General features: G+C 66.3%; 26 protein-coding genes. 22 read left to right on the forward strand and 4 right to left on the reverse strand.

What is annotated here, in order from left to right; translation table 11 throughout:
• Positions 1 to 133 precede the first annotated feature (133 nt).
• Together ABGN05_RS25315 and ABGN05_RS25320 are read left to right on the forward strand one after the other, a co-directional pair.
• The gene (locus ABGN05_RS25315) at positions 134 to 478 is read left to right on the forward strand and encodes an ArsR/SmtB family transcription factor (RefSeq protein ID WP_367956801.1); all 345 of its coding nucleotides are present in this window, start codon (positions 134 to 136) and stop codon (positions 476 to 478) included.
• The gene (locus ABGN05_RS25320; RefSeq protein ID WP_367956802.1) at positions 475 to 1,047 is read left to right on the forward strand and encodes an SRPBCC family protein; all 573 of its coding nucleotides are present in this window, start codon (positions 475 to 477) and stop codon (positions 1,045 to 1,047) included. Before ABGN05_RS25315 ends, ABGN05_RS25320 begins: the two co-directional genes overlap by 4 nt.
• 14 nt (positions 1,048 to 1,061) lie before the next feature.
• Here ABGN05_RS25320 and ABGN05_RS25325 read toward each other — a convergent pair whose 3' ends face one another.
• Positions 1,062 to 1,277 (reverse strand): hypothetical protein, encoded by a 216-nt coding sequence (locus tag ABGN05_RS25325; protein WP_367956803.1) that lies wholly within the window; start codon positions 1,275 to 1,277, stop codon positions 1,062 to 1,064.
• Positions 1,278 to 1,527: 250 nt separating this feature from the next.
• Between ABGN05_RS25325 and ABGN05_RS25330 the strand changes: the two genes are divergently transcribed.
• The 5 genes from ABGN05_RS25330 (at position 1,528) to ABGN05_RS25350 (ending at position 6,651) form a co-directional block, all read left to right on the forward strand.
• Positions 1,528 to 3,300: an acyl-CoA dehydrogenase family protein gene (locus tag ABGN05_RS25330; protein WP_367956804.1), complete on the forward strand. Its 1,773-nt coding sequence runs from the start codon at positions 1,528 to 1,530 to the stop codon at positions 3,298 to 3,300.
• 16 nt (positions 3,301 to 3,316) lie between these two features.
• Positions 3,317 to 4,069 carry a crotonase/enoyl-CoA hydratase family protein gene (locus tag ABGN05_RS25335; RefSeq protein WP_367956805.1) on the forward strand — a complete coding sequence of 251 codons (753 nt, stop codon included), beginning with the start codon at positions 3,317 to 3,319 and terminating at the stop codon, positions 4,067 to 4,069.
• A gap of 346 nt (positions 4,070 to 4,415) precedes the next feature.
• A complete protein-coding gene (locus tag ABGN05_RS25340) occupies positions 4,416 to 4,781 on the forward strand; it encodes a cupin domain-containing protein (protein ID WP_367956806.1) in 366 nt (121 codons plus the stop codon).
• 215 nt (positions 4,782 to 4,996) lie between these two features.
• Positions 4,997 to 5,605, forward strand: coding sequence for a TetR/AcrR family transcriptional regulator (locus ABGN05_RS25345; protein WP_367956807.1), 609 nt, complete (start codon positions 4,997 to 4,999; stop codon positions 5,603 to 5,605).
• A gap of 233 nt (positions 5,606 to 5,838) precedes the next feature.
• On the forward strand, positions 5,839 to 6,651 hold the full coding sequence (locus tag ABGN05_RS25350; RefSeq protein WP_367956808.1) for an adenylate/guanylate cyclase domain-containing protein: 813 nt from the start codon (positions 5,839 to 5,841) through the stop codon (positions 6,649 to 6,651).
• Positions 6,652 to 6,663: 12 nt separating this feature from the next.
• Here the strand turns inward: ABGN05_RS25350 and pdxH are convergent, their stop codons facing one another.
• The gene (gene pdxH / locus ABGN05_RS25355; RefSeq protein ID WP_367956809.1) at positions 6,664 to 7,278 is read right to left on the reverse strand and encodes a pyridoxamine 5'-phosphate oxidase; all 615 of its coding nucleotides are present in this window, start codon (positions 7,276 to 7,278) and stop codon (positions 6,664 to 6,666) included.
• A gap of 43 nt (positions 7,279 to 7,321) precedes the next feature.
• Between pdxH and ABGN05_RS25360 the strand changes: the two genes are divergently transcribed.
• The 4 genes from ABGN05_RS25360 (at position 7,322) to ABGN05_RS25375 (ending at position 10,355) form a co-directional block, all read left to right on the forward strand.
• On the forward strand, positions 7,322 to 7,795 hold the full coding sequence (locus ABGN05_RS25360) for an RT0821/Lpp0805 family surface protein (RefSeq protein WP_367956810.1): 474 nt from the start codon (positions 7,322 to 7,324) through the stop codon (positions 7,793 to 7,795).
• Positions 7,796 to 7,899: 104 nt separating this feature from the next.
• A complete protein-coding gene (locus ABGN05_RS25365; RefSeq protein ID WP_367956811.1) occupies positions 7,900 to 8,817 on the forward strand; it encodes a DnaJ C-terminal domain-containing protein in 918 nt (305 codons plus the stop codon).
• Positions 8,818 to 8,905: 88 nt separating this feature from the next.
• A complete protein-coding gene (fabI, locus tag ABGN05_RS25370) occupies positions 8,906 to 9,724 on the forward strand; it encodes an enoyl-ACP reductase FabI (RefSeq protein WP_367956812.1) in 819 nt (272 codons plus the stop codon).
• A gap of 43 nt (positions 9,725 to 9,767) precedes the next feature.
• Positions 9,768 to 10,355, forward strand: a complete 588-nt coding sequence (locus ABGN05_RS25375; protein WP_367956813.1) for a histidine phosphatase family protein — start codon at positions 9,768 to 9,770, stop codon at positions 10,353 to 10,355.
• Positions 10,356 to 10,389: 34 nt separating this feature from the next.
• Here the strand turns inward: ABGN05_RS25375 and ABGN05_RS25380 are convergent, their stop codons facing one another.
• On the reverse strand, positions 10,390 to 10,638 hold the full coding sequence (locus tag ABGN05_RS25380; protein ID WP_367956814.1) for a DUF1344 domain-containing protein: 249 nt from the start codon (positions 10,636 to 10,638) through the stop codon (positions 10,390 to 10,392).
• Positions 10,639 to 10,838: 200 nt separating this feature from the next.
• On the opposite strand from ABGN05_RS25380, the gene aroC reads away from it, so the two are divergent.
• From aroC to ABGN05_RS25410, 6 genes are all read left to right on the forward strand, one after another.
• A complete protein-coding gene (gene aroC / locus ABGN05_RS25385; protein ID WP_367956815.1) occupies positions 10,839 to 11,963 on the forward strand; it encodes a chorismate synthase in 1,125 nt (374 codons plus the stop codon).
• Between the two features lie 137 nt (positions 11,964 to 12,100).
• Positions 12,101 to 13,210 carry a 3,4-dihydroxy-2-butanone-4-phosphate synthase gene (ribB, locus tag ABGN05_RS25390; RefSeq protein WP_367956816.1) on the forward strand — a complete coding sequence of 370 codons (1,110 nt, stop codon included), beginning with the start codon at positions 12,101 to 12,103 and terminating at the stop codon, positions 13,208 to 13,210.
• On the forward strand, positions 13,207 to 14,187 hold the full coding sequence (locus ABGN05_RS25395; protein ID WP_367956817.1) for a hypothetical protein: 981 nt from the start codon (positions 13,207 to 13,209) through the stop codon (positions 14,185 to 14,187). Before ribB ends, ABGN05_RS25395 begins: the two co-directional genes overlap by 4 nt.
• Before the next feature lie 37 nt (positions 14,188 to 14,224).
• Entirely contained in the window at positions 14,225 to 15,217 is a 993-nt protein-coding gene (locus ABGN05_RS25400) for a hypothetical protein (protein WP_367956818.1), read from the forward strand.
• Positions 15,218 to 15,317: 100 nt separating this feature from the next.
• Complete coding sequence (locus tag ABGN05_RS25405; RefSeq protein ID WP_367956819.1) at positions 15,318 to 16,244, forward strand: histone deacetylase family protein; 927 nt, start codon at positions 15,318 to 15,320, stop codon at positions 16,242 to 16,244.
• A 5-nt stretch (positions 16,245 to 16,249) separates the two neighbouring features.
• On the forward strand, positions 16,250 to 16,501 hold the full coding sequence (locus tag ABGN05_RS25410; RefSeq protein ID WP_367956820.1) for an exodeoxyribonuclease VII small subunit: 252 nt from the start codon (positions 16,250 to 16,252) through the stop codon (positions 16,499 to 16,501).
• A gap of 16 nt (positions 16,502 to 16,517) precedes the next feature.
• Here ABGN05_RS25410 and ABGN05_RS25415 read toward each other — a convergent pair whose 3' ends face one another.
• On the reverse strand, positions 16,518 to 16,913 hold the full coding sequence (locus tag ABGN05_RS25415; RefSeq protein WP_367956821.1) for a winged helix-turn-helix transcriptional regulator: 396 nt from the start codon (positions 16,911 to 16,913) through the stop codon (positions 16,518 to 16,520).
• A 264-nt stretch (positions 16,914 to 17,177) separates the two neighbouring features.
• On the opposite strand from ABGN05_RS25415, the gene ABGN05_RS25420 reads away from it, so the two are divergent.
• The 5 genes from ABGN05_RS25420 to ABGN05_RS25440 all read left to right on the forward strand — a co-directional run bounded on the left by ABGN05_RS25420 (position 17,178) and on the right by ABGN05_RS25440 (position 19,554).
• Positions 17,178 to 17,366: an MAPEG family protein gene (locus ABGN05_RS25420; RefSeq protein WP_367956963.1), complete on the forward strand. Its 189-nt coding sequence runs from the start codon at positions 17,178 to 17,180 to the stop codon at positions 17,364 to 17,366.
• A 157-nt stretch (positions 17,367 to 17,523) separates the two neighbouring features.
• Positions 17,524 to 17,976 (forward strand): MarR family winged helix-turn-helix transcriptional regulator, encoded by a 453-nt coding sequence (locus ABGN05_RS25425; RefSeq protein ID WP_367956822.1) that lies wholly within the window; start codon positions 17,524 to 17,526, stop codon positions 17,974 to 17,976.
• Positions 17,977 to 18,049: 73 nt separating this feature from the next.
• Positions 18,050 to 18,763 (forward strand): DUF8737 domain-containing protein, encoded by a 714-nt coding sequence (locus ABGN05_RS25430; RefSeq protein ID WP_367956823.1) that lies wholly within the window; start codon positions 18,050 to 18,052, stop codon positions 18,761 to 18,763.
• 141 nt (positions 18,764 to 18,904) lie between these two features.
• Positions 18,905 to 19,165, forward strand: a complete 261-nt coding sequence (locus ABGN05_RS25435; RefSeq protein ID WP_367956824.1) for a type II toxin-antitoxin system Phd/YefM family antitoxin — start codon at positions 18,905 to 18,907, stop codon at positions 19,163 to 19,165.
• Positions 19,162 to 19,554, forward strand: a complete 393-nt coding sequence (locus tag ABGN05_RS25440) for a type II toxin-antitoxin system VapC family toxin (RefSeq protein ID WP_367956825.1) — start codon at positions 19,162 to 19,164, stop codon at positions 19,552 to 19,554. Before ABGN05_RS25435 ends, ABGN05_RS25440 begins: the two co-directional genes overlap by 4 nt.
• Positions 19,555 to 19,561 lie beyond the last annotated feature (7 nt).

Genomic DNA, 19,561 nt, shown 5'->3' on the forward strand with positions numbered 1-19,561 from the left:
GGGACGCGGCGGCCGCTCCGGAGCGGCTGGCCAACCGACCTCATCCGGTCGCGCGCGCCAGCGCCCAGGCGACGTTTGGCTTGACATCAGCAAGTGTATATCCGATAAGTTATATAACTGAACGGATATACTAATGCCTGATCCACTCTCTCAGACTTTCTCGGCACTGGCCGACCCGACCCGCCGGGCGATTCTGGCGGAACTTGCGCTCGGCGAGCGCACGGTGAGCCAACTCGTCGAAGGCCGCGGGATGAGCCAGCCCGCAATCTCCAAACACCTCAAGGTTCTGCAGCAGGCTGGGCTGATCGAGCGCGGGCGCGAGGCACAGACGCGACCTTGCCGCATCGCGCCGCGGGGGCTCGACGCGGCGAGCGGCTGGATCGACCGTTGCCGCGCCGACTGGGAAGATACCTTCGGACGGATGGACGCGTTTCTGGCCGGAATGGCCGCGCCGCGCGACAAGGGAGGAACGCCATGACCGCCCCCGCGGACCGCCGCCACAACGTGCTTCGCCTCACGCGCCGTTTCGCCGCCGCGCCCGACCTGGTGTGGCAAGTCTGGACCGATCCGGACTGCGTCTCGGTATGGTTTGCCTCCTCGCATGGTTTTCGCGCAAGCGTGCTCGAACTCGACCTGCGCCCCGGAGGGCTCTGGCGGCTGGAAAACCGCAAGACGGGCGTGATCGAGCATCCGTGGGGCGTCTATCACGAGGTCGAGCCCGAGCGGCGGCTGAGTTACTCCTATCTCTTCGCCGGGACTGACTTTCACTCCACGGTATCGGTCGATTTTTCGCCCGATGGTGACGGCACTCGCATCGAGCTCGTCCAGACCGGTTTCCCGGACGCCGAGGCCGAGCGCGAGCACGGCAAGGGTTGGCCGGTCGCGCTCAAGATCATGGGGGATGCGCTGCTTGCCGCGAGCGGGATCGGATCGGTACTGCCATCCTTGCCGAAGGCGCGCGCTTCCGGCATTTCCGCCGACCTGGAGGCGGCCCGCCGCCGCTGGGAGGATGAGCACGGCGGAAAGCCTTCAAGCGAGCGCGACTAGAAGGATGTCGCTCCTCATCCCATCGGATTGTCCGCCGGCCTCTTCGGCAACGTGCCGTCCGCCGCGCGGCGGCGGGTGTGGGCGAGCGAGCATGCGGGCGAACACAGCACACCGCGATCGCACCAGTAGGCCGGGCCGTTGTCCAGATTGCCGTAATAGTTGCTGAAACCGTCCTCGCCGAAGGCCAGGCCGCATTCGATGCATCTGAACTTTTCCGGCCGCGCAAGCATGGCGAACTCCTTCAGCCCGAGTTGTAGCCGGATGGGTCGAGGCGGTCGACCCCCGCGCAGCGGCGACCCATTTCAGCCGAGTAGGCATGATGGGGTGCGAACTGCGCGATCAGGCCGTATCTCACACGGAATTGCCCGCGCCGCCCGTCTGCTCTGATTGACGTAAACGTCAAAAGACACTAGCCGTGAACGCGGTAGGTGCTGGCCGAAAGACCGCGCCCGTGCGCCGAGGAATGCAGGAGGAAGACCCATGTACCGTGCCCCCGTCGAGGACATCGCCTTCGCGCTCAACGACATCGCCGGCCTCGGCGCGGCGATCGAGGACGGCGCCTTCCCCGACCTGACGCCGGACCTGGTCGAGGCGATCCTGTCGGAGGCCGGGCGCTTTGCCGGCGAGGAGGTGGCGCCGCTGGCGATGATCGGTGATGAGCAGGGCGCGCGGCTGCAGGACGCAGCCGTCACCATGCCCGAGGGCTGGAAGGAACTCTACCGGCGCTGGCGCGAAGGCGGCTGGAACGCGCTGTCGGGACCCGGGGAGTTCGGAGGGCAGGGACTGCCGCAGATGCTCGGGGTGGCGGCGCTCGAGATGTGGAATGCCGGCTCCATGGCCTTCGCGCTTGGGCCGACGCTCACCATGGGCGCGGTCGAGGCGATCGAGAAGCACGCCAGCGAGGAACTGAAGGCGCTCTATCTTCCCAGAATGGTGTCGGGCGAGTGGATGGGCACGATGAACCTGACCGAGCCGCAGGCCGGTTCGGATCTTGCCGCACTCAGGACACGGGCGGAGCGGGCGGACGACGGCACGTACCGCATCTTCGGCCAGAAGATCTTCATCACTTTCGGCGAGCACGATTTCACCGACAACATCGTCCACCTGGTGCTGGCGCGCCTGCCCGATGCGCCGGCCGGCACGCGCGGCATATCGCTGTTCCTGGTGCCGAAGTTCCTGCCCGACGGGGAGGGCAATCCCGGCGCGCGCAACGACGTCTTCTGTTCTTCGATCGAGGAAAAACTCGGCATCCACGCCTCGCCGACCTGCACCATGATCTACGGCGACGGCTTCGCGAAGGATCGCGAGCCAGGCGCTGTTGGCTTCCTTGTCGGGGAGGAGAACAAGGGTCTCGCCTGCATGTTCACCATGATGAACAATGCCCGCCTGGCCGTCGGCATGCAGGGCGTGGCGATCGCCGAAGCCGCCTGGCAGCGGGCGCACGCCTACGCCGTCGACCGGCGGCAGGGCAAGGCGCCCGGCTTCACGGGCGAGGGCATGGCGCCGATCGTTCTCCATCCCGACGTGCAGCGAAACCTTCTGACCATGAAGGCGCTGACAGCGGCCTCCCGCGCCATCGCCTACTCCTGCGCCCACGCCACCGACATGGCCCGCGCCAAGGCTGGCGATGCGGCGCGCCACTGGCAGGACCGCGCCAATCTCCTGACGCCGGTGGCGAAGGCCTTTCCGACCGATGTCGGCGTCGAGGTTGCCTCGATAGGCGTGCAGATCCACGGCGGCATGGGCTTCATCGAGGAGACGGGCGCGGCCGCGCTCTATCGCGACGCGCGCATCGCGCCGATCTACGAGGGCACCAACGGCATCCAGGCGATCGACCTCGTGGTGCGCAAGCTGCCGACCGGCGGCGGCGATCATGTCGCTGGCTACATCGGCGAACTGCGCGCCGACGCCGAGGCCGTTCGCGCCTCGAACCTGCCGGAGTTCGGCCGCACGGGAGAAAAGATTTCCGCCGCGCTCGACGATCTCGATGCCGCCACGCGCTTCCTTCAGGGCTGCCACACGGACGGGAAGATGCACGCCGCGCTCGCCGGCGCCACGCCCTATCTCCGCCTCTTCGCGCTCGCCGCGGGTGCGGCCTATCTCGGCCGCGGCGCGGTGGCGTCCAAGGCCCCGGACCGCATCGCCCTCTGCCGCTTCTTCGCCGAAAACCTGGCCGGCGAGACGGCCGCCTTGCGCGAACGGGTGATCGACGGCGCCGACAGCCTCGCCGAAGCCGCGAAGGCGCTGGGCTGACCGGGGAAGAAGAGAAATGACTGACCACATCGACATCGCGCGGCAAGGCCCGGTGCAGATCATCCGGATGAACCGTCCGGACAAGAAGAATGCGATTACCCGCGCCATGTACGCCGCGATGGCCAAGGCCCTGACGGACGGCGACGCCGATGCGTCCGTGCGGGTGCACCTGATCCTCGGGGTGCCGGGGGCATTCTCCTCCGGCAACGATCTTTCCGACTTCATGGCGGTGGCGACCGGCAGCGAGGGTGGCATGGAGGTCTATGATTTCTTGCTGGCGCTGGCGAAGTCGCAGAAGCCGCTGGTCTCGGCGGTCGACGGCATCGCCGTCGGCATCGGCACGACAATCAACCTGCACTGCGACCTGACCTTCGCCACACCCCGCACCGAGTTCCGTACGCCCTTCGTCGATCTCGGCCTGGTGCCCGAAGCAGGCTCCAGCCTGCTCGCGCCGGCGGTGCTGGGGCGCCAGCAGGCCTTCGCGCTGCTCGGTCTCGGCGAAGGTTTTTCGGCAGAACGGGCCTTGGCCGCCGGCCTGATCTACGCCGTCGTCGCCGAGGACGAGCTGGAAGCCGCCGCCCTGAAGGCGGCCGAGGCGATCGCCGCCAAACCGCCCGAGGCGCTCAAGATCGCCCGCGACCTGATGCGCGGCGACCGCGAACCCCTCGTGGCCCGCATCCAGGAAGAAGGCACCCACTTCCGCGCACGGCTGAAGTCCGACGAGGCCCGCCAGGCGTTCATGGCGTTCATGAGCCGCAAGAGGGCGTAGCGGAACGTGGGGCCATCGATGAGCCTCGCGAGGGTGCGCCATTCTCGGTAGATGAGAGCTTCGCACCACCTCGGTCGTCGAGGTCAGCGATACTACGGCTAAGTCCGGACACTGCGGGCGACCACGCGGGAGGCGACGGTTGCGGCACTCCTGCCAGGGAGCAGCCCCTCGATCCTTGCGCGCCGACGTTGATCGGCTACGCCACCGATTCTGATTGCGGTGATTGACGCCCGCCTTTTCACGTGCGATCTTCTCTCTAGACCGACCGGTCTAATAGTGCCGGAGCGGACTATTGTTCCGGCGCTATTCGTCAGCAGTCAGCAGTCAGCAGAGAGGAGATGACGTCATGACCACAGCCATCGAGACGCGGCGCTTCGACAAACCCGACGAAGTGCTCGACATGAAGGAATGCGGTGGTATCGCCATTGTCAAAATGGGGACCGGAGCGGCCGGCATGCACGCGGTGTTCGAGCCGGGCTGGACCTGGGAAAAGAACGAAAAGCCTCTTCTCGGCAATCCGGACTCCTGTCCGATGCACCACACCGGCTACTGTATCGCCGGTACTCTCGTGGTCCGCATGCTCGGTACCGGGGCAAGCACGACGATCGCGCCGGGCGATTTTTTCGAGATTCCGCCTGGCCACGACGCTTATGTCGAAGGCGACAATCGCGTGGAACTGATCCTCTTCGCACCGCCCGAACACCGGCACTGATCCGCGGCGCGCCGGAACTCGGCCAGACACCGGCGCCATCACCGTTCTAGGTGGTCCGAGGAGACGCCGGTGCTGCGCTCAAGAGGCGCTCGGATCGACCGATTTATGAAGCGCCTTCCGCGGAGCCGTCCCGCATTGAGCGGGACGGCCTTGACCTTCGGGACGAGGCGACCGACCTCTCACGTAGAAGGAACGATGCATCGGACGGTTTTTCCATGAACTACTCCACCAAGGAACGCATGCTCAACGCGGGACTGACCATGCTCCTACGCCACGGCTACAACGATCTTGGCATCCAGGCGGTGCTCAAGGAGACAGGCGTGCCGAAGGGTTCGTTCTATCATCACTTCGCCAGCAAGGAGGATTTTGCCCTGCAGGTGATTGAGCGCTACATGGATGAGGTCCACCGTGGCCTTGACGAGTCGCTCGGCGACCAATCGCTTCCACCGCTCGACCGGGTTCGCAAGTTCTTTGAGTCCACGCGCGACAAGTATCGCGAAGACGGCTATCTCGGATGCATGCTCGGCGGCCTCGGGCAGGAGCTTTCAGGAGTGAGCTCTGCCTTCCAGGAAAAGATCGAGGCGTGCCTGAGCGCCATCGCCGGCCGAATTGCTGACTGCATGGAGCAAGCGCAAGCCAGCGGCGATCTGCCGCCTGGCGCTGATCCGCGCCACATGGCGAACCTCGTCGTCAATTGCTGGGAGGGCGCCGCACTGCGCAGCCGCCTGTTGCGCGATCCGGCGCCGCTCAACTCGATGCTCGACTTCTATTTCTCGGCCCTCGGCACGACGCCGAGCTCCCGGATCGAAGCAGCCGCGGAATAAGCGTCGGTTAACATTCCGCGACGATCACGCCATCCAAGGGTCAACACGGCCTGATCTTGGAACTGGTCTCGAAATGTACCGGAAGGACTCGGCCGGCCTCCGGTCCGCGCCCGTTTTTCGAGGTCCGCGCGACCCTGGACGAATACGCGTAGTCCCTCCGGCGCCGTCCTGCACCGCTGGCATCCACCGCCAGGATTGGCTACATCCTTCCTGCCAGCCGAAGGATCCCGCCCATGGCCGCAACGATACGTAAGCTGACGACGGTTTTCGCCGCCGACGTGCAGGGCTATTCGCGCCTGATGGAGCATGACGAGGAAGGCACGCTCGCCACGCTCAAGCAGTACCGCGAGGCCATGGGGCGGTTGGTGGAGACGCACAACGGCCGGGTGGTGAACACCTGGGGCGATGCTGTCATCGCCGAGTTCGGCAGCGTCGTCGAGGCGGTGCGCGCGGCCATCGACGTGCAGAACGAGCTCGCCCAGCGCAATGCCGCGCGCCCGCAGGAAGCGCGCATGTTCTTTCGCATCGGCATCAATCTCGGAGACGTCATAGCCGACGGCGACGATATCTACGGCGATGGCGTCAACATCGCCGCGCGGCTGCAATCGGAGGCCGAGCCGGGCGGCATCCTGATCTCGAACACCGTCTACGAGCAGGTCCGCAACAAGGTCGCCGTCAGCTTCGATTTCCTCGGCGACCTATCCGTCAAGAACATCGAAGAGCGCGTGCCGAGCTACTCCGTGCGGATCGGCGACGAGGCGGCCAAGCCGCGGCGGCACGAAACGCCCGAGCAGCCGCATGCGCCCGAGCGGGAGTCCTGGGGACGCAACGCGCCGCCGGTGCCGTCGCAAGGCGGAGACGTCGCCGCCAGGTTTCCGATACCGAAGGAATTCGCCGGTCTTGCGATCGTGGCGATCGTCGTGACTGCGATCAACCTGTTCACCTGGAGCGGAGAATTCTGGGCGAAATGGCCGCTTCTCGGCATCGCGGTGGCGACCGCGATCAGGCTGTTGCGCTATTCCGGCCGCGGCCGGCGCGGCAACTGACAGCCTACCCGTTCACGGATAAAGCCGCGTCTTATCCCAGCCACCGTCCCGGCCCTCGAAGCGAACGCGATCGTGCAGGCGGAACGGGCGGTCATGCCAGAACTCCATTGCCTGCGGTTTGAGGCGGAAGCCCGACCAGTGTTCGGGGCGGGGTATCTCGCCGATGGCGTAGCGCGCGGTGAACTCCGCCACGGCCTTCTCCAGCGCAAATCGGCTTTCGAGCGGACGCGACTGCTTGGATGCCCAGGCGCCGATGCGGCTGCCGCGCGGTCGCGAGGCGTAGTAGGCGTCCGCCTCCTCGGCCGACACGATCTCTACCGAGCCGCGGATGCGCACCTGGCGGCGCAGCGATTTCCAGTGGAAGCACATGGCCGCCTTCATGGAGGCGAGCAGTTCCGCGCCCTTGGCGCTCTCGAAATTTGTGTAGAAGACGAAGCCCTTCTCGTCGAAACCCTTGAGCAGCACCATGCGCACGTTGGGCAGGCCGTCCCGGTCGACGGTCGCCAGCGCTACCGCGTTGGGATCGTTGGGCTCGCTCTTCTCGGCATCGGCCAGCCACTCGGCGAAGAGCCGGAACGGCTCCGCGCTTTCGGTGAAGTCATGCTTCGTTAACTCTGTTTCCGCCATTGTTTCCCGGGGAGGTGGTGAGGCCTGGGAAGGAGATGGCCCATTGTCGCGGCGCGTTCAAGCATTCTCGGACGGTCCGCGGGCGGTTTTCGGCTGTGCCAGCCGCTCGCTCGCTGCTGCCGCCGTGGGTGTCGCCATGCTGTCGGGCTGCGCGTCCAAGGGGCTCGACCTCGACAGTCTCGCGGTCGACACCAGCATCACCACGAGCGCGACTGCCAGTTCCCGCTCCCGCGCGCCCGCCCCCGATGCCGAGAGGCTTTCCGACGAGGTGTCGATCCGCAACGCGGTGTCCTCCGCCAATCTCGACGCGTTGCGGGACGGTCGGCTCTACTGGGCCAATCCCGACACCGGGTCGCGCGGCGAAATCAGCCGCATCGTCGAACGACGCGAGGAGGCGTCGCTCTGCCGCCGATTCACGGTCTCGCGCGAGAGTTTTCAGGGGGTGGCGCTCTATTCTGCCGAGGTCTGCCTCGCGCAGGACGGCAGCTGGTTCACCCGCGCCTTCGAGGCAACCTGAGCATCCATCATTTTGCGGCGAAATCCCGCCGCAAAAACTGGAATTTCTTCCTAGAATCCTCATATTGAGGGCAATCCAGGTTCCTTTCACCACAGGCAGCTCACATGCGTGATCCCTACGAGACATTGGGCGTGGCTAAGTCCGCGAGCGCGAAGGACATCAAGTCCGCGTTCCGCAAGCTCGCCAAGAAATACCATCCGGACCAGAACCCGGAGGATCCGAAGGCCAAGGAGCGGTTCAACGCTGCCAACCAGGCCTACGAGATTCTCGGCGACGAGACCAAGCGCGCCGCTTTCGACCGCGGGGAAATCGATGCCGAGGGCAAGCCGCGCTTCCAGGGCTTCGAGGGCGCGGCGCATGGAGATCCGTTTTCTGGCTTCCGGCGCGGGCCGGGCGCCGGCAGCACGCGCTTCGAATTCCGCAGCGGCGGACCCGATGGCGCCGGCCTCGGTTCGGAGGACATTTTCAGCGAACTGTTCGGGCAGGCCTTCGGCCGTGGCGGCGCGGGTGCTACCGGTCCCGGCAATCGCCGCGCCGGGCCGCGCCCGGCCGACACCACGGCGGCGCTCGACATCTCGCTCGAGGAAGCCGCGACCGGCGCGCATGTCAACGTCATGTTCCCCAGCGGTCGCAAGCTGGCCGTGAAGTTGCCGCGCTACGTCGAGGACGGCCAGACGATCCGCCTCAAGGGCCAGGGCGAGAACGGCGGCGACGCGCTGATCAAGCTCCGGTTCCGGCCGCATCCGCGCTACCGCATCGAGGGCCGCGACCTTCACCTCGACCTCTACGTCGACCTGAAGGATGCGGTGCTTGGCGCCAAGGTTCCGGTAGAGACCGTGAAGGGCAGGCTCGCGGTGGCGGTTCCCGCATGGTCCGGCTCCGACAAGGTGCTGCGTCTCAAGGGCCGCGGCCTGCCGGAAAAGACCGGCGGCGAGGGCGATCTCTACGTGCACGTCCGCATCATGCTGCCCGAGGACCAGCGGACCGAACTGGAATCCCTGGCCCGCCGCACGGCGCACTGATGCCGCACGGCTGACCGGTCCGCTTGTCCCGGCAAGATCGCTGTGCGATAGGCAGTGCCGCGAGCAAGTCAGTCCGGGAGAGAATGCGATGGCGACGGGAAATGGTCTGATGGCCGGCAAACGCGGCCTGATCATGGGCATCGCCAACAACCGTTCGATAGCCTGGGGCATCGCCAAGGCCTGCGCCGACCAGGGCGCCGAACTCGCGCTGACCTATCAGGGCGACGCCTTCAAGAAGCGCGTCGGTCCGCTCGCTGCGGAACTGGGCGCCCATCTCGCAGGCCATTGCGACGTCACCGACCTTGCGACCGTGGACGCCGTGTTCGATGGCCTGAAGGAGCGCTGGGGCGGGATCGATTTCCTGGTCCACGCCATCGCGTTTTCCGACAAGGAGGAACTCGACGGACGATATGTCGAGACAACGCGTGAGAATTTCCTGCGCACCATGGACATCTCGGTCTATTCGCTGACGGCCGTCGCCAAGCGCGCCGAACCGCTGATGACGAATGGCGGATCGATCCTGACGCTGACCTACTACGGCGCCGAGAAGGTGATGCCGCACTACAACGTCATGGGCGTCGCCAAGGCGGCGCTGGAGGCCAGCGTGCGGTATCTCGCGGTCGATCTCGGCGGAAACGGCATCCGCGTCAACGCGGTCTCGGCCGGCCCGATCAAGACGCTCGCGGCCTCCGGCATCGGCGATTTCCGCTATATTTTGAAGTGGAACGAATACAACTCGCCCTTGAAGCGCACTGTCTCCATCGAGGAGGTCGGCGATTCGGGCCTCTATTTCCTGTCCGACCTGTCGCGCGGCGTCACCGGAGAGGTGCATCACGTTGATTCGGGCTATCACGTCGTCGGCATGAAATCCGTCGACGCGCCGGACATCTCCACCGTCAAGGACTGACGCGCGACCTCACGCGCTCCGACCGTCCCGGAACCAGGAAGCGATGGCCCCGCTCGTCTACTTCGTCCGCCACGGCCAGACTGACTGGAACGTCGAAAGCCGGTTTCAGGGCCAGCACGACGTCGACATCAACGCGACCGGCCGCGCGCAGGCGCACGGCAACGGCCGCAGGCTCGCCGAACTGATCGATGAACCGGCGCGGTTCGACTATGTCGCGAGCCCGCTCAGGCGGACCCGCGAGACGATGGACATCGTCCGAACGGAACTCGGGTTGGAACCGAACGGCTACCGGCTTGAACCGAGGCTCATGGAACTGCATTTCGGCGACTGGCAGGGCCTGACGATCGATCAGGTCGAGAAGGCCTTTCCTGGCTCGGAGGAGGCGCGCGAGCGCGACAAATGGGGGTTCCTGCCGCCGGGCGCGTCGGCCGAGAACTACGAAATGCTCTCGGAGCGTGTCCGGCCGTGGTTCGAAGCGATCGACCGCGACACGGTCTGCGTCACCCATGGCGGCGTCATCCGCTCGATCTTCCTGCAGACCGGCTCGGCCAGCCGCGCGGAGGCCGAGATGCTGGACGTCCCGCAGGACAGGATCTTGCGCTTCGCAGGGGGGCGGCTCGACTGGCTGTGAGCCGCCGGGCAGTAGGCTTGGCCGCGGACGGCCCTTATTCGTAGACCGCCATGTCGGTGATCTGTTTCACGCCGTTGATGACGTCGAAGGCGATGACGATGTCGATGCCGGGCTCGATGCCCGCCAGGTCGACTTCGCCGGGGAGCTTGTAGGTCTGGCCGTCTTCCAGCGTGATCGTCAGCTTCTCCTCGTCGACGGACTTGATCGTGCCTTCGGTCTGGTCGGCGAAGGCGGCGGCGGACATCAGGAGGATCGCCGACAGGGCGGACAGCAGGATGCGCATGGGAAACCTCGTTCTTGCTGGTCCGGCTGGTCCCGGACGGTATTGGGGATCGGATTGGAAGAGAGCAGAAATACGGGGATTGTGTCAAAACTAATTCCTCCCCGGCGACCGTTTGACCCGTTCGGCAAAGGCCAATAGAAGGCGGCGGGGCGCGGCCGCTGCGGCAGGCGCCTGCCGTCTGGATACTTAGCGCGCCCGCCATGTCGCACAACACCTTCGGCCATCTCTTCAGAGTGACGACATGGGGCGAGAGCCACGGTCCGGCGCTCGGCTGCGTCGTCGACGGGTGCCCGCCCGGCATCCGCTTCACGGTGGCCGACATTCAGGCCGAACTCGACAGGCGCCGCCCAGGAAAATCGCGATTCGTGACGCAGCGCCGCGAACCCGACGCGGTGAAGGTCTTGTCGGGCTTCGTTCCGCACGAGGATGGGGAGACGCTGGTGACGACCGGCACGCCGATCTCGATGATGATCGAGAACGTCGACCAGCGTTCGAAGGACTATGGCGAGATCGCGCGGCAGTTCCGACCGGGCCACGCCGACTATACCTATCAGGCCAAGTACGGCATCCGCGACCACCGCGGCGGCGGGCGCTCTTCGGCGCGCGAGACGGCGGCGCGGGTGGCTGCGGGCGCCATCGCCCGCAAGGTCGTGCCGGGGCTGGTGGTGCGCGGCGCGCTGGTCGCCATGGGAGAAAAGTCGATCGACCGGGCGAACTGGGACTGGAATTTCACCGACGATCCGGAAAACCCCTTCTTCACCCCGGACCCGAACTCGGTTCCCGTCTTCGCCGATTATCTCGACGGCATCCGCAAGGCCGGATCGTCGGTGGGCGCGGTGATCGAGATCGTGGCGGAAGGCGTGCCGGCCGGGCTCGGCGCGCCGATCTACGGCAAGCTCGACCAGGACATCGCCTCGCTCCTGATGTCGATCAACGCCGTGAAGGGCGTCGAGATCGGCAACGGCTTCGAGGCCGCGCGCATCACTGGGGAACAGAACGCCGACGAGATGCGCATGGGCAACGACGGACGGCCGATCTTCCTGTCAAACAATGCCGGCGGCATCCTGGGCGGGATCTCGACAGGCCAACCCGTCGTCGCGCGCTTTGCCGTCAAGCCGACCTCCTCCATCCTCAGCCCCCGCCAATCCATCGACCTCGACGGCAAGAACGTCGAAGTCACCACCAAGGGCCGCCACGATCCTTGCGTGGGCATCCGCGCGGTCCCAATCGGCGAAGCCATGGTCGCCTGCGCCATCGCGGACCACTATCTGCGGCACCGGGGGCAGGTGGGGGGTGGGCAGTCGGCAGTCGGCGGTCGGCAGTAGGGGGAGCGATCGCGCCTTCTGGCCTCCCCGACCGATCGCCTTTGCGTCTTTCCTTCCATCCCGAGCTATCCTATTCCCGACTGCCGACTGCCGACTGCCGACTGCCGACTGCCGACTGCCGCGAACGAAGTGAGCCCATGCCCTACGATCAGAAAAAAACCGTCGAAGCCCTGCGCGCGTTCGAGCGCGGCGAGATCGTCGTTGTCATGGATGACGACGGCCGCGAGAACGAGGGTGACCTCATCGTGGCGGCGGTGCATTGCACGCCCGAGAAGATGGCCTTCATCGTGCGGCATACGTCGGGCATCGTCTGCGCGCCCATGCCGCGCGAGGAAGCCCGCCGCCTGAACCTCCAGCCGATGGTGGCCGACAACGACGCCCCGCACTCGACCGCCTTCACCGTCAGCGTCGACTTCAAGCACGGCACGACCACCGGCATCTCGGCCGACGACCGGACGCTGACTGTGCGCAACCTCGCCAATGGAAATGTCGGCGCATCGGATTTCGTGCGCCCTGGCCACATCTTCCCGCTGGTGGCGCGCGAGGGCGGCGTGCTCATGCGCTCCGGCCACACCGAAGCGGCGGTCGATCTCTGCAAGCTCGCCGGGCTGCCGCCGGTCGGCGTCATTTGCGAACTGGTCAACGACGACGGCACCGTCATGCGCGGACCGCAGGTGACGGCCTTTGCCGACTCGCACGGCCTGAAGCAGGTCTCGGTGGCCGATCTGATCGCCTATCGCCAGCGCCAGGAGAGCTTCGTCCAGCGTATCGAGAGCTTCGAAATCGATACACCCGGCGGGCCGGCGCGCGCCCACACCTACACGCTGCCGTGGGACCCGATGCACCATCTCGCCATCGTCTTCGGCGACATTCGCGACGGCGAGGACGTGCCGGTCCGGCTTCACCCCGAGGACGTCGTGCTCGACATCTTCGGCAGGACGGACCGCCTGCAGCGCATCATGAAGATCATGGGCGAGCGCAAGCGCGGGGTTATCGTCTATTTGCGCGAAGGCTCGGTCGGCGTCGGCCATCACGAGCGCTACCGTCCAGGCCAGGGCGGCGGCGAAAACCATGAGGAAGCGGTTCGCCGGGAAAGCGAATGGCGTGAAATCGGGCTCGGCGCGCAGATCCTGCGCGATCTCGGCATCGCCTCCATCCAGTTGATGGCCTCGCGCGAACGCCATTACGTCGGGCTGGAGGGATTCGGCATCCGCATCACGCGAACGGAGATACTGGAACGCGATTGAGACGTCTTGCCACATTCCTGTCGCTGCTCGTGGCGGCGGGCGGCGCATGCGCCGGCGAACTCCGCGCGATCGGGACCCCGGCGCCGGTCCAGCGGATCGCAGTTTCCGCAGACGCGGTGTTCCTCAAGACGATCGCGGGCTCTGTCTTTCGCCTCGATGCCTGTCCGGACCGGCTGATCTGCCTCACGCCCGCGAACGCCATGCCGGAGCGCGGGAAGCCGCCTGCCGGCGGGCTGCCCGACGGGGCCGTGGCCTCTGCCGCCTCGGGGGACATTGCCCGCGCTTGGTACACGCGCCCGACCGGTCGCTATGGCCATGGCGTGCTCGGGGACGCGATCGAAGCGGGCGGCCTGAAGGTCGAGACGCGATCCGGCGAGGAACTGGAATTCGTACTTCCCGATACGCACGTCTTCGAGGACCTGACGCCGCGGATCGCCGATCTCGACGGCGACGGGACGAACGAGGTGGTGGCGATCCGATCCTCGCTGATCCGGGGCGCCGCGGTCGCCGTCTACGGCCTCCGCGATGGCGCCTTGCTGCAACTCGACGTCGCGCCGGAGATTGGCCGCAGCGGCCGCTGGCTCAACATCGCCGGCATCGACAGGTACTGGGGCTCGCAGTCGCCCCTGATCGTGTGGGTTGAAACCCCGCATATCGGCGGCATGCTGCGCATGGCGCGGTTCCAGGACGGACGCCTCCAGGTCCTGCCCGACGAGACACGGGGCTTCTCCAACCATGTGATTGGCTCGCGCGAACTCGGACTTTCGGCAACCGGCGATCTCGACGGCGACGGCATCGCGGACCTCGTGCTTCCCACCGTCGACCGGCGCGGCATCGTCGTTTTGACCGCCCGCGGATCGGACATCGTTTCCCTTCCCGCACCGGTGTCCCACCGCATCGCAATCGTTTCGGGCATCGTCGTCTCGGCGACAGACGATGGAAACCTGCTTGCGATAATCCCCGATCGGGGCCGATGATACCGGTCGCCATCCGCATCAGGAAACGGGGGTTCGCATGTGGGATTTCGACATCGGCCGCACGCTCGGTATCCTGGCCCGCACCTGGCCGTTCATCCTGCTTCGGCTCGTCGTCTATTTCGGTATCACGATGGGCTACATCCTGGCGACCGGGGCCGGTGCCGGCGTAGGCTACGGCGTCGGCCACATCGTGGCGGATCCCGACGGGCCGCTGACCTTCGCCTTCTGGGGCGGCATACTCGGCTTCGGCGCGATCTCGCTGCTGCTCTACTGGCTGCGGGAGTACATCCTCTACATGATCAAGGCCGGGCACATCGCCGCCATGGTCCTGCTGATCGACGGACGCGACCTGCCCGAGGGGCAAGGCCAGATCGCCTATGCCCGGAACATCGTTACCGAACGCTTCGCCGAGGCGAACGCGCTGTTCGTCCTCGACCAGCTGGTCAAGGGCGTGATCCGCGCCATCACCGGCCTGATCGGCGGTGTCGCGGCCTTCCTGCCGATACCGGGATTGCAAGGCATCGTCGGCTTCATCAACAGCGTGATCCGCATGTCGCTGACCTATGTCGACGAGATCATCCTCGGCTACAACATCAGGGCGGAGAGCGACACGCCCTTCGACACGGCGCGCCAGGGTGTCGTCCTGTATGCCCAGAACGGCGCGACGATGGTCAGGAACGCCGTCTGGCTGTCGGTTTTCATGTGGCTGATCGCCATCGTCATCTTCTTTTTCATGCTCGCGCCGGCCGCGGCCGTCCTCTATGCCATGCCGGGCCAGCTCGCCGGATGGTCCTTCGTCCTGGCTATCGTCTTCGCCTGGGCGCTGAAGGCGGCGCTGCTCGAACCTTTCGCGATCGCCGCGCTGATGGCGGTCTACTTCCGCACCATCGAAACGCAGACGCCGAATGCCGAATGGGACCGCAAACTCAGCGATGCCTCGAAGCACTTCCGCGAACTGAAGGCGAAGGCCGCCGCGCAGTTTCGGCCGGCGGGCTCCTCCGGCCCGGCGGAAGAGCCCAGGCCCGCCTGAGACCCGCGCGGGGCCGATCCTGCCGCAAGCCTGTTGACGGAGGCGCCCCTGCGGCGGTTCGCAGGTGGCGCTTCGCCGCGGGAGTGCTAAGTTCCCGCGCATGACGACACGCCTCTACACCCACCCGATCTATCTCGAACACCTCACCCCGCCGGGACATCCCGAACGGCCGGACCGCCTGCGCGCCATCGCCAGGGCGCTGGAGCACGAGAGCTTCGAGGCGCTCGACCGGAAGGAGCCACCGATGGCGGATCCCTCCGCCGTGCTTCTCGCCCACCCGGAAGAATATCTGGAGCGAATCCGCAAGGCCATGCCCGAGGAAGGCATGGTGCGCATCGATGCCGACACCTCCGCGAGCTCCAAGACATGGGAAGCGGCGCTCACCGCCGTCGGCGCCGCAACCGCCGCCGTCGATGACGTCTTCACCGGGAAGGCCGACAACGTCTTCGTCGCCGCCCGCCCGCCCGGGCATCACGCCGAGAAGCTCACCGCCATGGGCTTCTGCCTGTTCAACAATGCGGCCATCGCGGCCCGTCATGCGCAGAAGAAGTTCGACGCCGAGAAGGTCGCCATCGTCGACTGGGACGTCCACCACGGCAACGGCACGCAGGACATCTTCTGGGACGACCCGACAGTGCTCTACTGCTCCACGCACCAGATGCCGCTCTATCCTGGTACTGGCGCCAAGGACGAGACGGGGGCGGGCAACATCGTCAACGCGCCGCTCTCGCCGCACACCGGCAGCGACAATTTCCGCGAAGCTTTTCGCTCGCGCGTGCTGCCGGCGATCGACCGGTTCGGGCCGGACCTGATCATCGTCTCGGCCGGTTTCGACGCCCATCACCGGGATCCGCTGGCCGAGATCGACCTTTACGAGGACGATTTCGACTGGGCCACTGGTGAGCTGATGGACCGCGCTGGCCGCTTCTGCTCCAACCGCCTTGTCAGCCTGCTGGAGGGCGGTTACGACCTCCAGGGCCTGGCGATGTCGACGGCGGTGCACGTCACGCGACTGATGAGGGGATAGGACGAATGCCGGAACAGGCAAACGAGGACGTCAGGGCTATGAGCTTCGAGCAGGCGCTCGAGGCGCTGGAGCGCATCGTCGACGACCTCGAGAAGGGCGACGTCCCGCTGGAAAAGTCGATCGCCATCTACGAGCGCGGCGAAGCGCTGAAGCGCCACTGCGAGCAGCTTTTGAAGGCCGCCGAAGCCAAGGTGGAAAAGATCCGCCTGTCGCGCGATGGGCAGCCTGTCGGCACCGAGCCGCTCGATCCGGAATAGGCAGCACTCCCGCGCTTCATCGGCCCGGCCTCCCGCCGCGGGAATCATCACCGAAATCCTCCGGCCGCGCGGCGTAGAAGCGCTCCGGAGACGTCCAGCGATCCGGCAGTTCCGCCTCGCCCCAGCGGGCGAGCGCCTGCAGCGCCGGAACGAGCCCGCCGCCTTTGGCCGTCAGCGCATAGGCGCCGCGCGTCTGTCCCTGCCGCGCCTGTCTCCGCGCGACAATCCCCGCCTCCTCGAGCCGCTTCAGGCGATCGGCCAGGATATTGGTCGAGATCTTCTCCGGCATGGCCAAGAAGTCCGAATAGCTGCGGGCTCCCATCACCATCGATCGGATGATGACCAGCGACCACCGGTCGCCGACAATGTCGAGCGTCGAGGCAATCGGGCAGCCTGTGCGGAATTCGATCATGACCGGAATCTGTCATTTTCACTTGCAATTTGCAAGTTCAAAAGCGATAGTCGCTGCATCGACCCGCCCTGGAGGAACCCGCATGCTGCCGGTCACGTCCGCTGTTGCCGCGCTCGCCGCCGTCGCACTCGTCCTTCTCAGCGTTAGGGTCAGCCTGCGCCGCATGGCCGTCGGCACGCGCATCGGCACCGGCGACGACGAGACGCTGCTGCGCCGCATCCGGGCCCAGGGCAACTTCATCGAATATGTCCTCTCGGCCTCATCCTGCTCGGCCTCGCCGAATCCGCGCGCGCCGCGCAGCCATGGCTCTGGACGATCGCCGGGCTACTCGTGGCGGGACGCTGCCTCCACGCGGTCGGTATCTCGCTCGGTCGCTCCAGCATCCGCGCCCCAGGGATGATCGCGACCTACCTCGCGCTCCTCGCCGGCGCGGCGGCCCAGTTCCTCGGCTAGCGCAAGCCGGCCGGACACGGCAGGTGCTTGCGGCCTTTGGGGAGGGCGGCGTCCGCGCCGCGCCGGTGCCACCGGCAGGGGATTCGTGTACCAGGCCATGGATTCAGGGTGCAGAAAATCGATTGCGCGATCAGAAGAGTGCATATACACTCATTCCATGATTGAAGCAGCAGATTTCTCGGACTGCCCAAACTGCCGCTGCATGTCGGCGCGCCGCGAGGCCGCGCGCCTGACGCGGCTCTATGACGACCATCTTCGGCCGCACGGCCTGACCGTGAACCAGTTCACGCTGCTGGCGACGCTCGTCCTTGCCGGCCCGCTGTCGATGCGCGACCTGGCCGAGCGTCTCGGCATCGACCGGACGACGCTGACGCGCAACATCGCCCTCAGCCGATCGGCCGGTCACGTGACCGAGACCCCGGGCCGTGACGCGCGGCAGCGCTTTGTCTCCGTCACCCTTGCGGGAAGGGCGATAGCCGGTGAGGCGCTTCCGGCATGGAAGGCCGCGCAGGCGAAAGCGGTGCGGGAGCCTGGACAGCGGAACCTGCCGGACGGCGCACCCCCCGGTGCGTCCGCGACGACCGGGCGGACGTCCTCCGGCATGCCGTGAACCATCGCCCAGTCTCCGGTTCTAGTGATTTGACGTGCCTGAAAACGTGTAGATACACTTGAAAGGAACGACGATGTTTCTCGATTTTCTGGGTGGAACGGTCCTCACCGCCGTAGCGGTGGTCAATCTCAATGCTGTGCTCAGCGCGCTCCAGGTATCGCGGACGGCGAGGCTCGCCCTCGCCACGGCGGTCGGCCTCTGGGTCGGCCTGCAGGTTTCACTTGCCACCGCCGGCGCCTTCGCGGCCGAACTCGCGCTCACGGTTCCAATCCTCGGCCTGATGGTGCTTGCGCCCGTGACCGTGGTCGGGTTCGCCGCGTGGCGCTCGCCCGCGGTCCGGTCGGCTCTTCTCGACCTGCCGATGCCGCTCCTCGTCGGCCTCAACGCAGGCCGGCTCCTTGGCGTCTTCTTCCTGTTCCTGGCGGCGGCCGGCCGCCTTGGCGGACCGTTCCCCCAGGCGGCCGGCTGGGGCGACATCGCCGTCGGTCTCCTCGCGCTGCCGCTCGCCGCCGCGCTTGCCCGCGGCACGGCCTCCCATGCCGGCGTCGCTGCCTGGAACTACCTGGGCGCCGCCGACCTGATCCTCGCGGTCACCCTCGGGACGATCTCGACCAACGGCTTCGCCCTCCAGGTCATATCCGCCGGTGCCGGCTCGGCGGCCATCGCCCAGCTGCCCTGGTCGCTGATCCCGACGGTGCTGGTGCCGTTCTACCTGATCCTGCACGGCATCGTCTTCGCGCAGCTTCGGCGCGCGAGGACCGGCGAGGCCGCAGTGCGCACGGCCTGAGTGACGCCTGCACCCGGTGGTGCAGCTTGGTGCGAGACGCCGGTCCGGGGCGGATACTCCGGGCGGGCGGTTCATCCAGGTCCCATTGCCATCCAGTCTCGTCTGTCTTATCTTGGTCAGGGTTGGCTAAGGAGCGCAACGATGCCCATCGTCAATATGCTCGATGCAAAGACGAACCTATCCAAGCTGGTCGACGCCGTCGAAACCGGCGCGGAGGAAGAGATCATCATCGCCCGCAACGGCAAGCCGGCGGCGAAGCTGGTTCAACTGGACGCACAGCCGAAGAGGAAGATCAGGCTGGGACTGGCGGTCGGAAAGTATCCGCCACTGGATTATGAGTCATTTCAAGCCTTGGATGCCGAAATCGAAAAGATGTTCCTTGGCGAGAACGAGGACAAGTGAGACTGTTGCTGGATACGCATGTAGCGATCTGGGCGACCAACACCCCGCAGCGCTTGCCTGCACATATCAAGGAAACACTCCTCGAGAATTCCGGCTCGGTAGCGGTGTCCGCCGCAGCCGTCTGGGAGATTGCGATCAAGCATCCGCTCGGCCGGGCCGATGCTCCGCCCCTCTCGGCCCACCAGGCCATAGCTGAATTCCAGACCGCCGGCTTCTCTCTCCTCGACGTCACGGCTGGACACGCCGCCATGGTGGAGCGGCTGCCGCCGATCCACGCCGATCCCTTCGACCGGCTCATGCTTGCGCAGGCGATCATGGAAAATCTTCAACTGGTGACATACGATAGGCATCTTGCGCGCTACGATGTCGCCCTGCTGACCTGGTCCTGACGAAGGG

The organism is Aquibium pacificum, from assembly GCF_040839445.1.
Classification (GTDB): Bacteria; Pseudomonadota; Alphaproteobacteria; order Rhizobiales; family Rhizobiaceae; genus Aquibium; species Aquibium pacificus.

Excerpts from the sequence above, each read along its gene's own strand:
- ABGN05_RS25315 (WP_367956801.1), top strand. The coding sequence starts at position 134 with ATGCCTGATCCACTCTCTCAGACTTTCTCGGCACTGGCCGACCCGACC.
- ABGN05_RS25320 (WP_367956802.1), top strand. The coding sequence starts at position 475 with ATGACCGCCCCCGCGGACCGCCGCCACAACGTGCTTCGCCTCACGCGC.
- ABGN05_RS25325 (WP_367956803.1), bottom strand. The coding sequence starts at position 1,277 with ATGCTTGCGCGGCCGGAAAAGTTCAGATGCATCGAATGCGGCCTGGCC.
- ABGN05_RS25330 (WP_367956804.1), top strand. The coding sequence starts at position 1,528 with ATGTACCGTGCCCCCGTCGAGGACATCGCCTTCGCGCTCAACGACATC.
- ABGN05_RS25335 (WP_367956805.1), top strand. The coding sequence starts at position 3,317 with ATGACTGACCACATCGACATCGCGCGGCAAGGCCCGGTGCAGATCATC.
- ABGN05_RS25340 (WP_367956806.1), top strand. The coding sequence starts at position 4,416 with ATGACCACAGCCATCGAGACGCGGCGCTTCGACAAACCCGACGAAGTG.
- ABGN05_RS25345 (WP_367956807.1), top strand. The coding sequence starts at position 4,997 with ATGAACTACTCCACCAAGGAACGCATGCTCAACGCGGGACTGACCATG.
- ABGN05_RS25350 (WP_367956808.1), top strand. The coding sequence starts at position 5,839 with ATGGCCGCAACGATACGTAAGCTGACGACGGTTTTCGCCGCCGACGTG.
- pdxH (WP_367956809.1), bottom strand. The coding sequence starts at position 7,278 with ATGGCGGAAACAGAGTTAACGAAGCATGACTTCACCGAAAGCGCGGAG.
- ABGN05_RS25365 (WP_367956811.1), top strand. The coding sequence starts at position 7,900 with ATGCGTGATCCCTACGAGACATTGGGCGTGGCTAAGTCCGCGAGCGCG.
- fabI (WP_367956812.1), top strand. The coding sequence starts at position 8,906 with ATGGCGACGGGAAATGGTCTGATGGCCGGCAAACGCGGCCTGATCATG.
- ABGN05_RS25375 (WP_367956813.1), top strand. The coding sequence starts at position 9,768 with ATGGCCCCGCTCGTCTACTTCGTCCGCCACGGCCAGACTGACTGGAAC.
- ABGN05_RS25380 (WP_367956814.1), bottom strand. The coding sequence starts at position 10,638 with ATGCGCATCCTGCTGTCCGCCCTGTCGGCGATCCTCCTGATGTCCGCC.
- aroC (WP_367956815.1), top strand. The coding sequence starts at position 10,839 with ATGTCGCACAACACCTTCGGCCATCTCTTCAGAGTGACGACATGGGGC.
- ribB (WP_367956816.1), top strand. The coding sequence starts at position 12,101 with ATGCCCTACGATCAGAAAAAAACCGTCGAAGCCCTGCGCGCGTTCGAG.
- ABGN05_RS25400 (WP_367956818.1), top strand. The coding sequence starts at position 14,225 with ATGTGGGATTTCGACATCGGCCGCACGCTCGGTATCCTGGCCCGCACC.
- ABGN05_RS25405 (WP_367956819.1), top strand. The coding sequence starts at position 15,318 with ATGACGACACGCCTCTACACCCACCCGATCTATCTCGAACACCTCACC.
- ABGN05_RS25410 (WP_367956820.1), top strand. The coding sequence starts at position 16,250 with ATGCCGGAACAGGCAAACGAGGACGTCAGGGCTATGAGCTTCGAGCAG.
- ABGN05_RS25415 (WP_367956821.1), bottom strand. The coding sequence starts at position 16,913 with ATGATCGAATTCCGCACAGGCTGCCCGATTGCCTCGACGCTCGACATT.
- ABGN05_RS25425 (WP_367956822.1), top strand. The coding sequence starts at position 17,524 with ATGATTGAAGCAGCAGATTTCTCGGACTGCCCAAACTGCCGCTGCATG.
- ABGN05_RS25430 (WP_367956823.1), top strand. The coding sequence starts at position 18,050 with ATGTTTCTCGATTTTCTGGGTGGAACGGTCCTCACCGCCGTAGCGGTG.
- ABGN05_RS25435 (WP_367956824.1), top strand. The coding sequence starts at position 18,905 with ATGCCCATCGTCAATATGCTCGATGCAAAGACGAACCTATCCAAGCTG.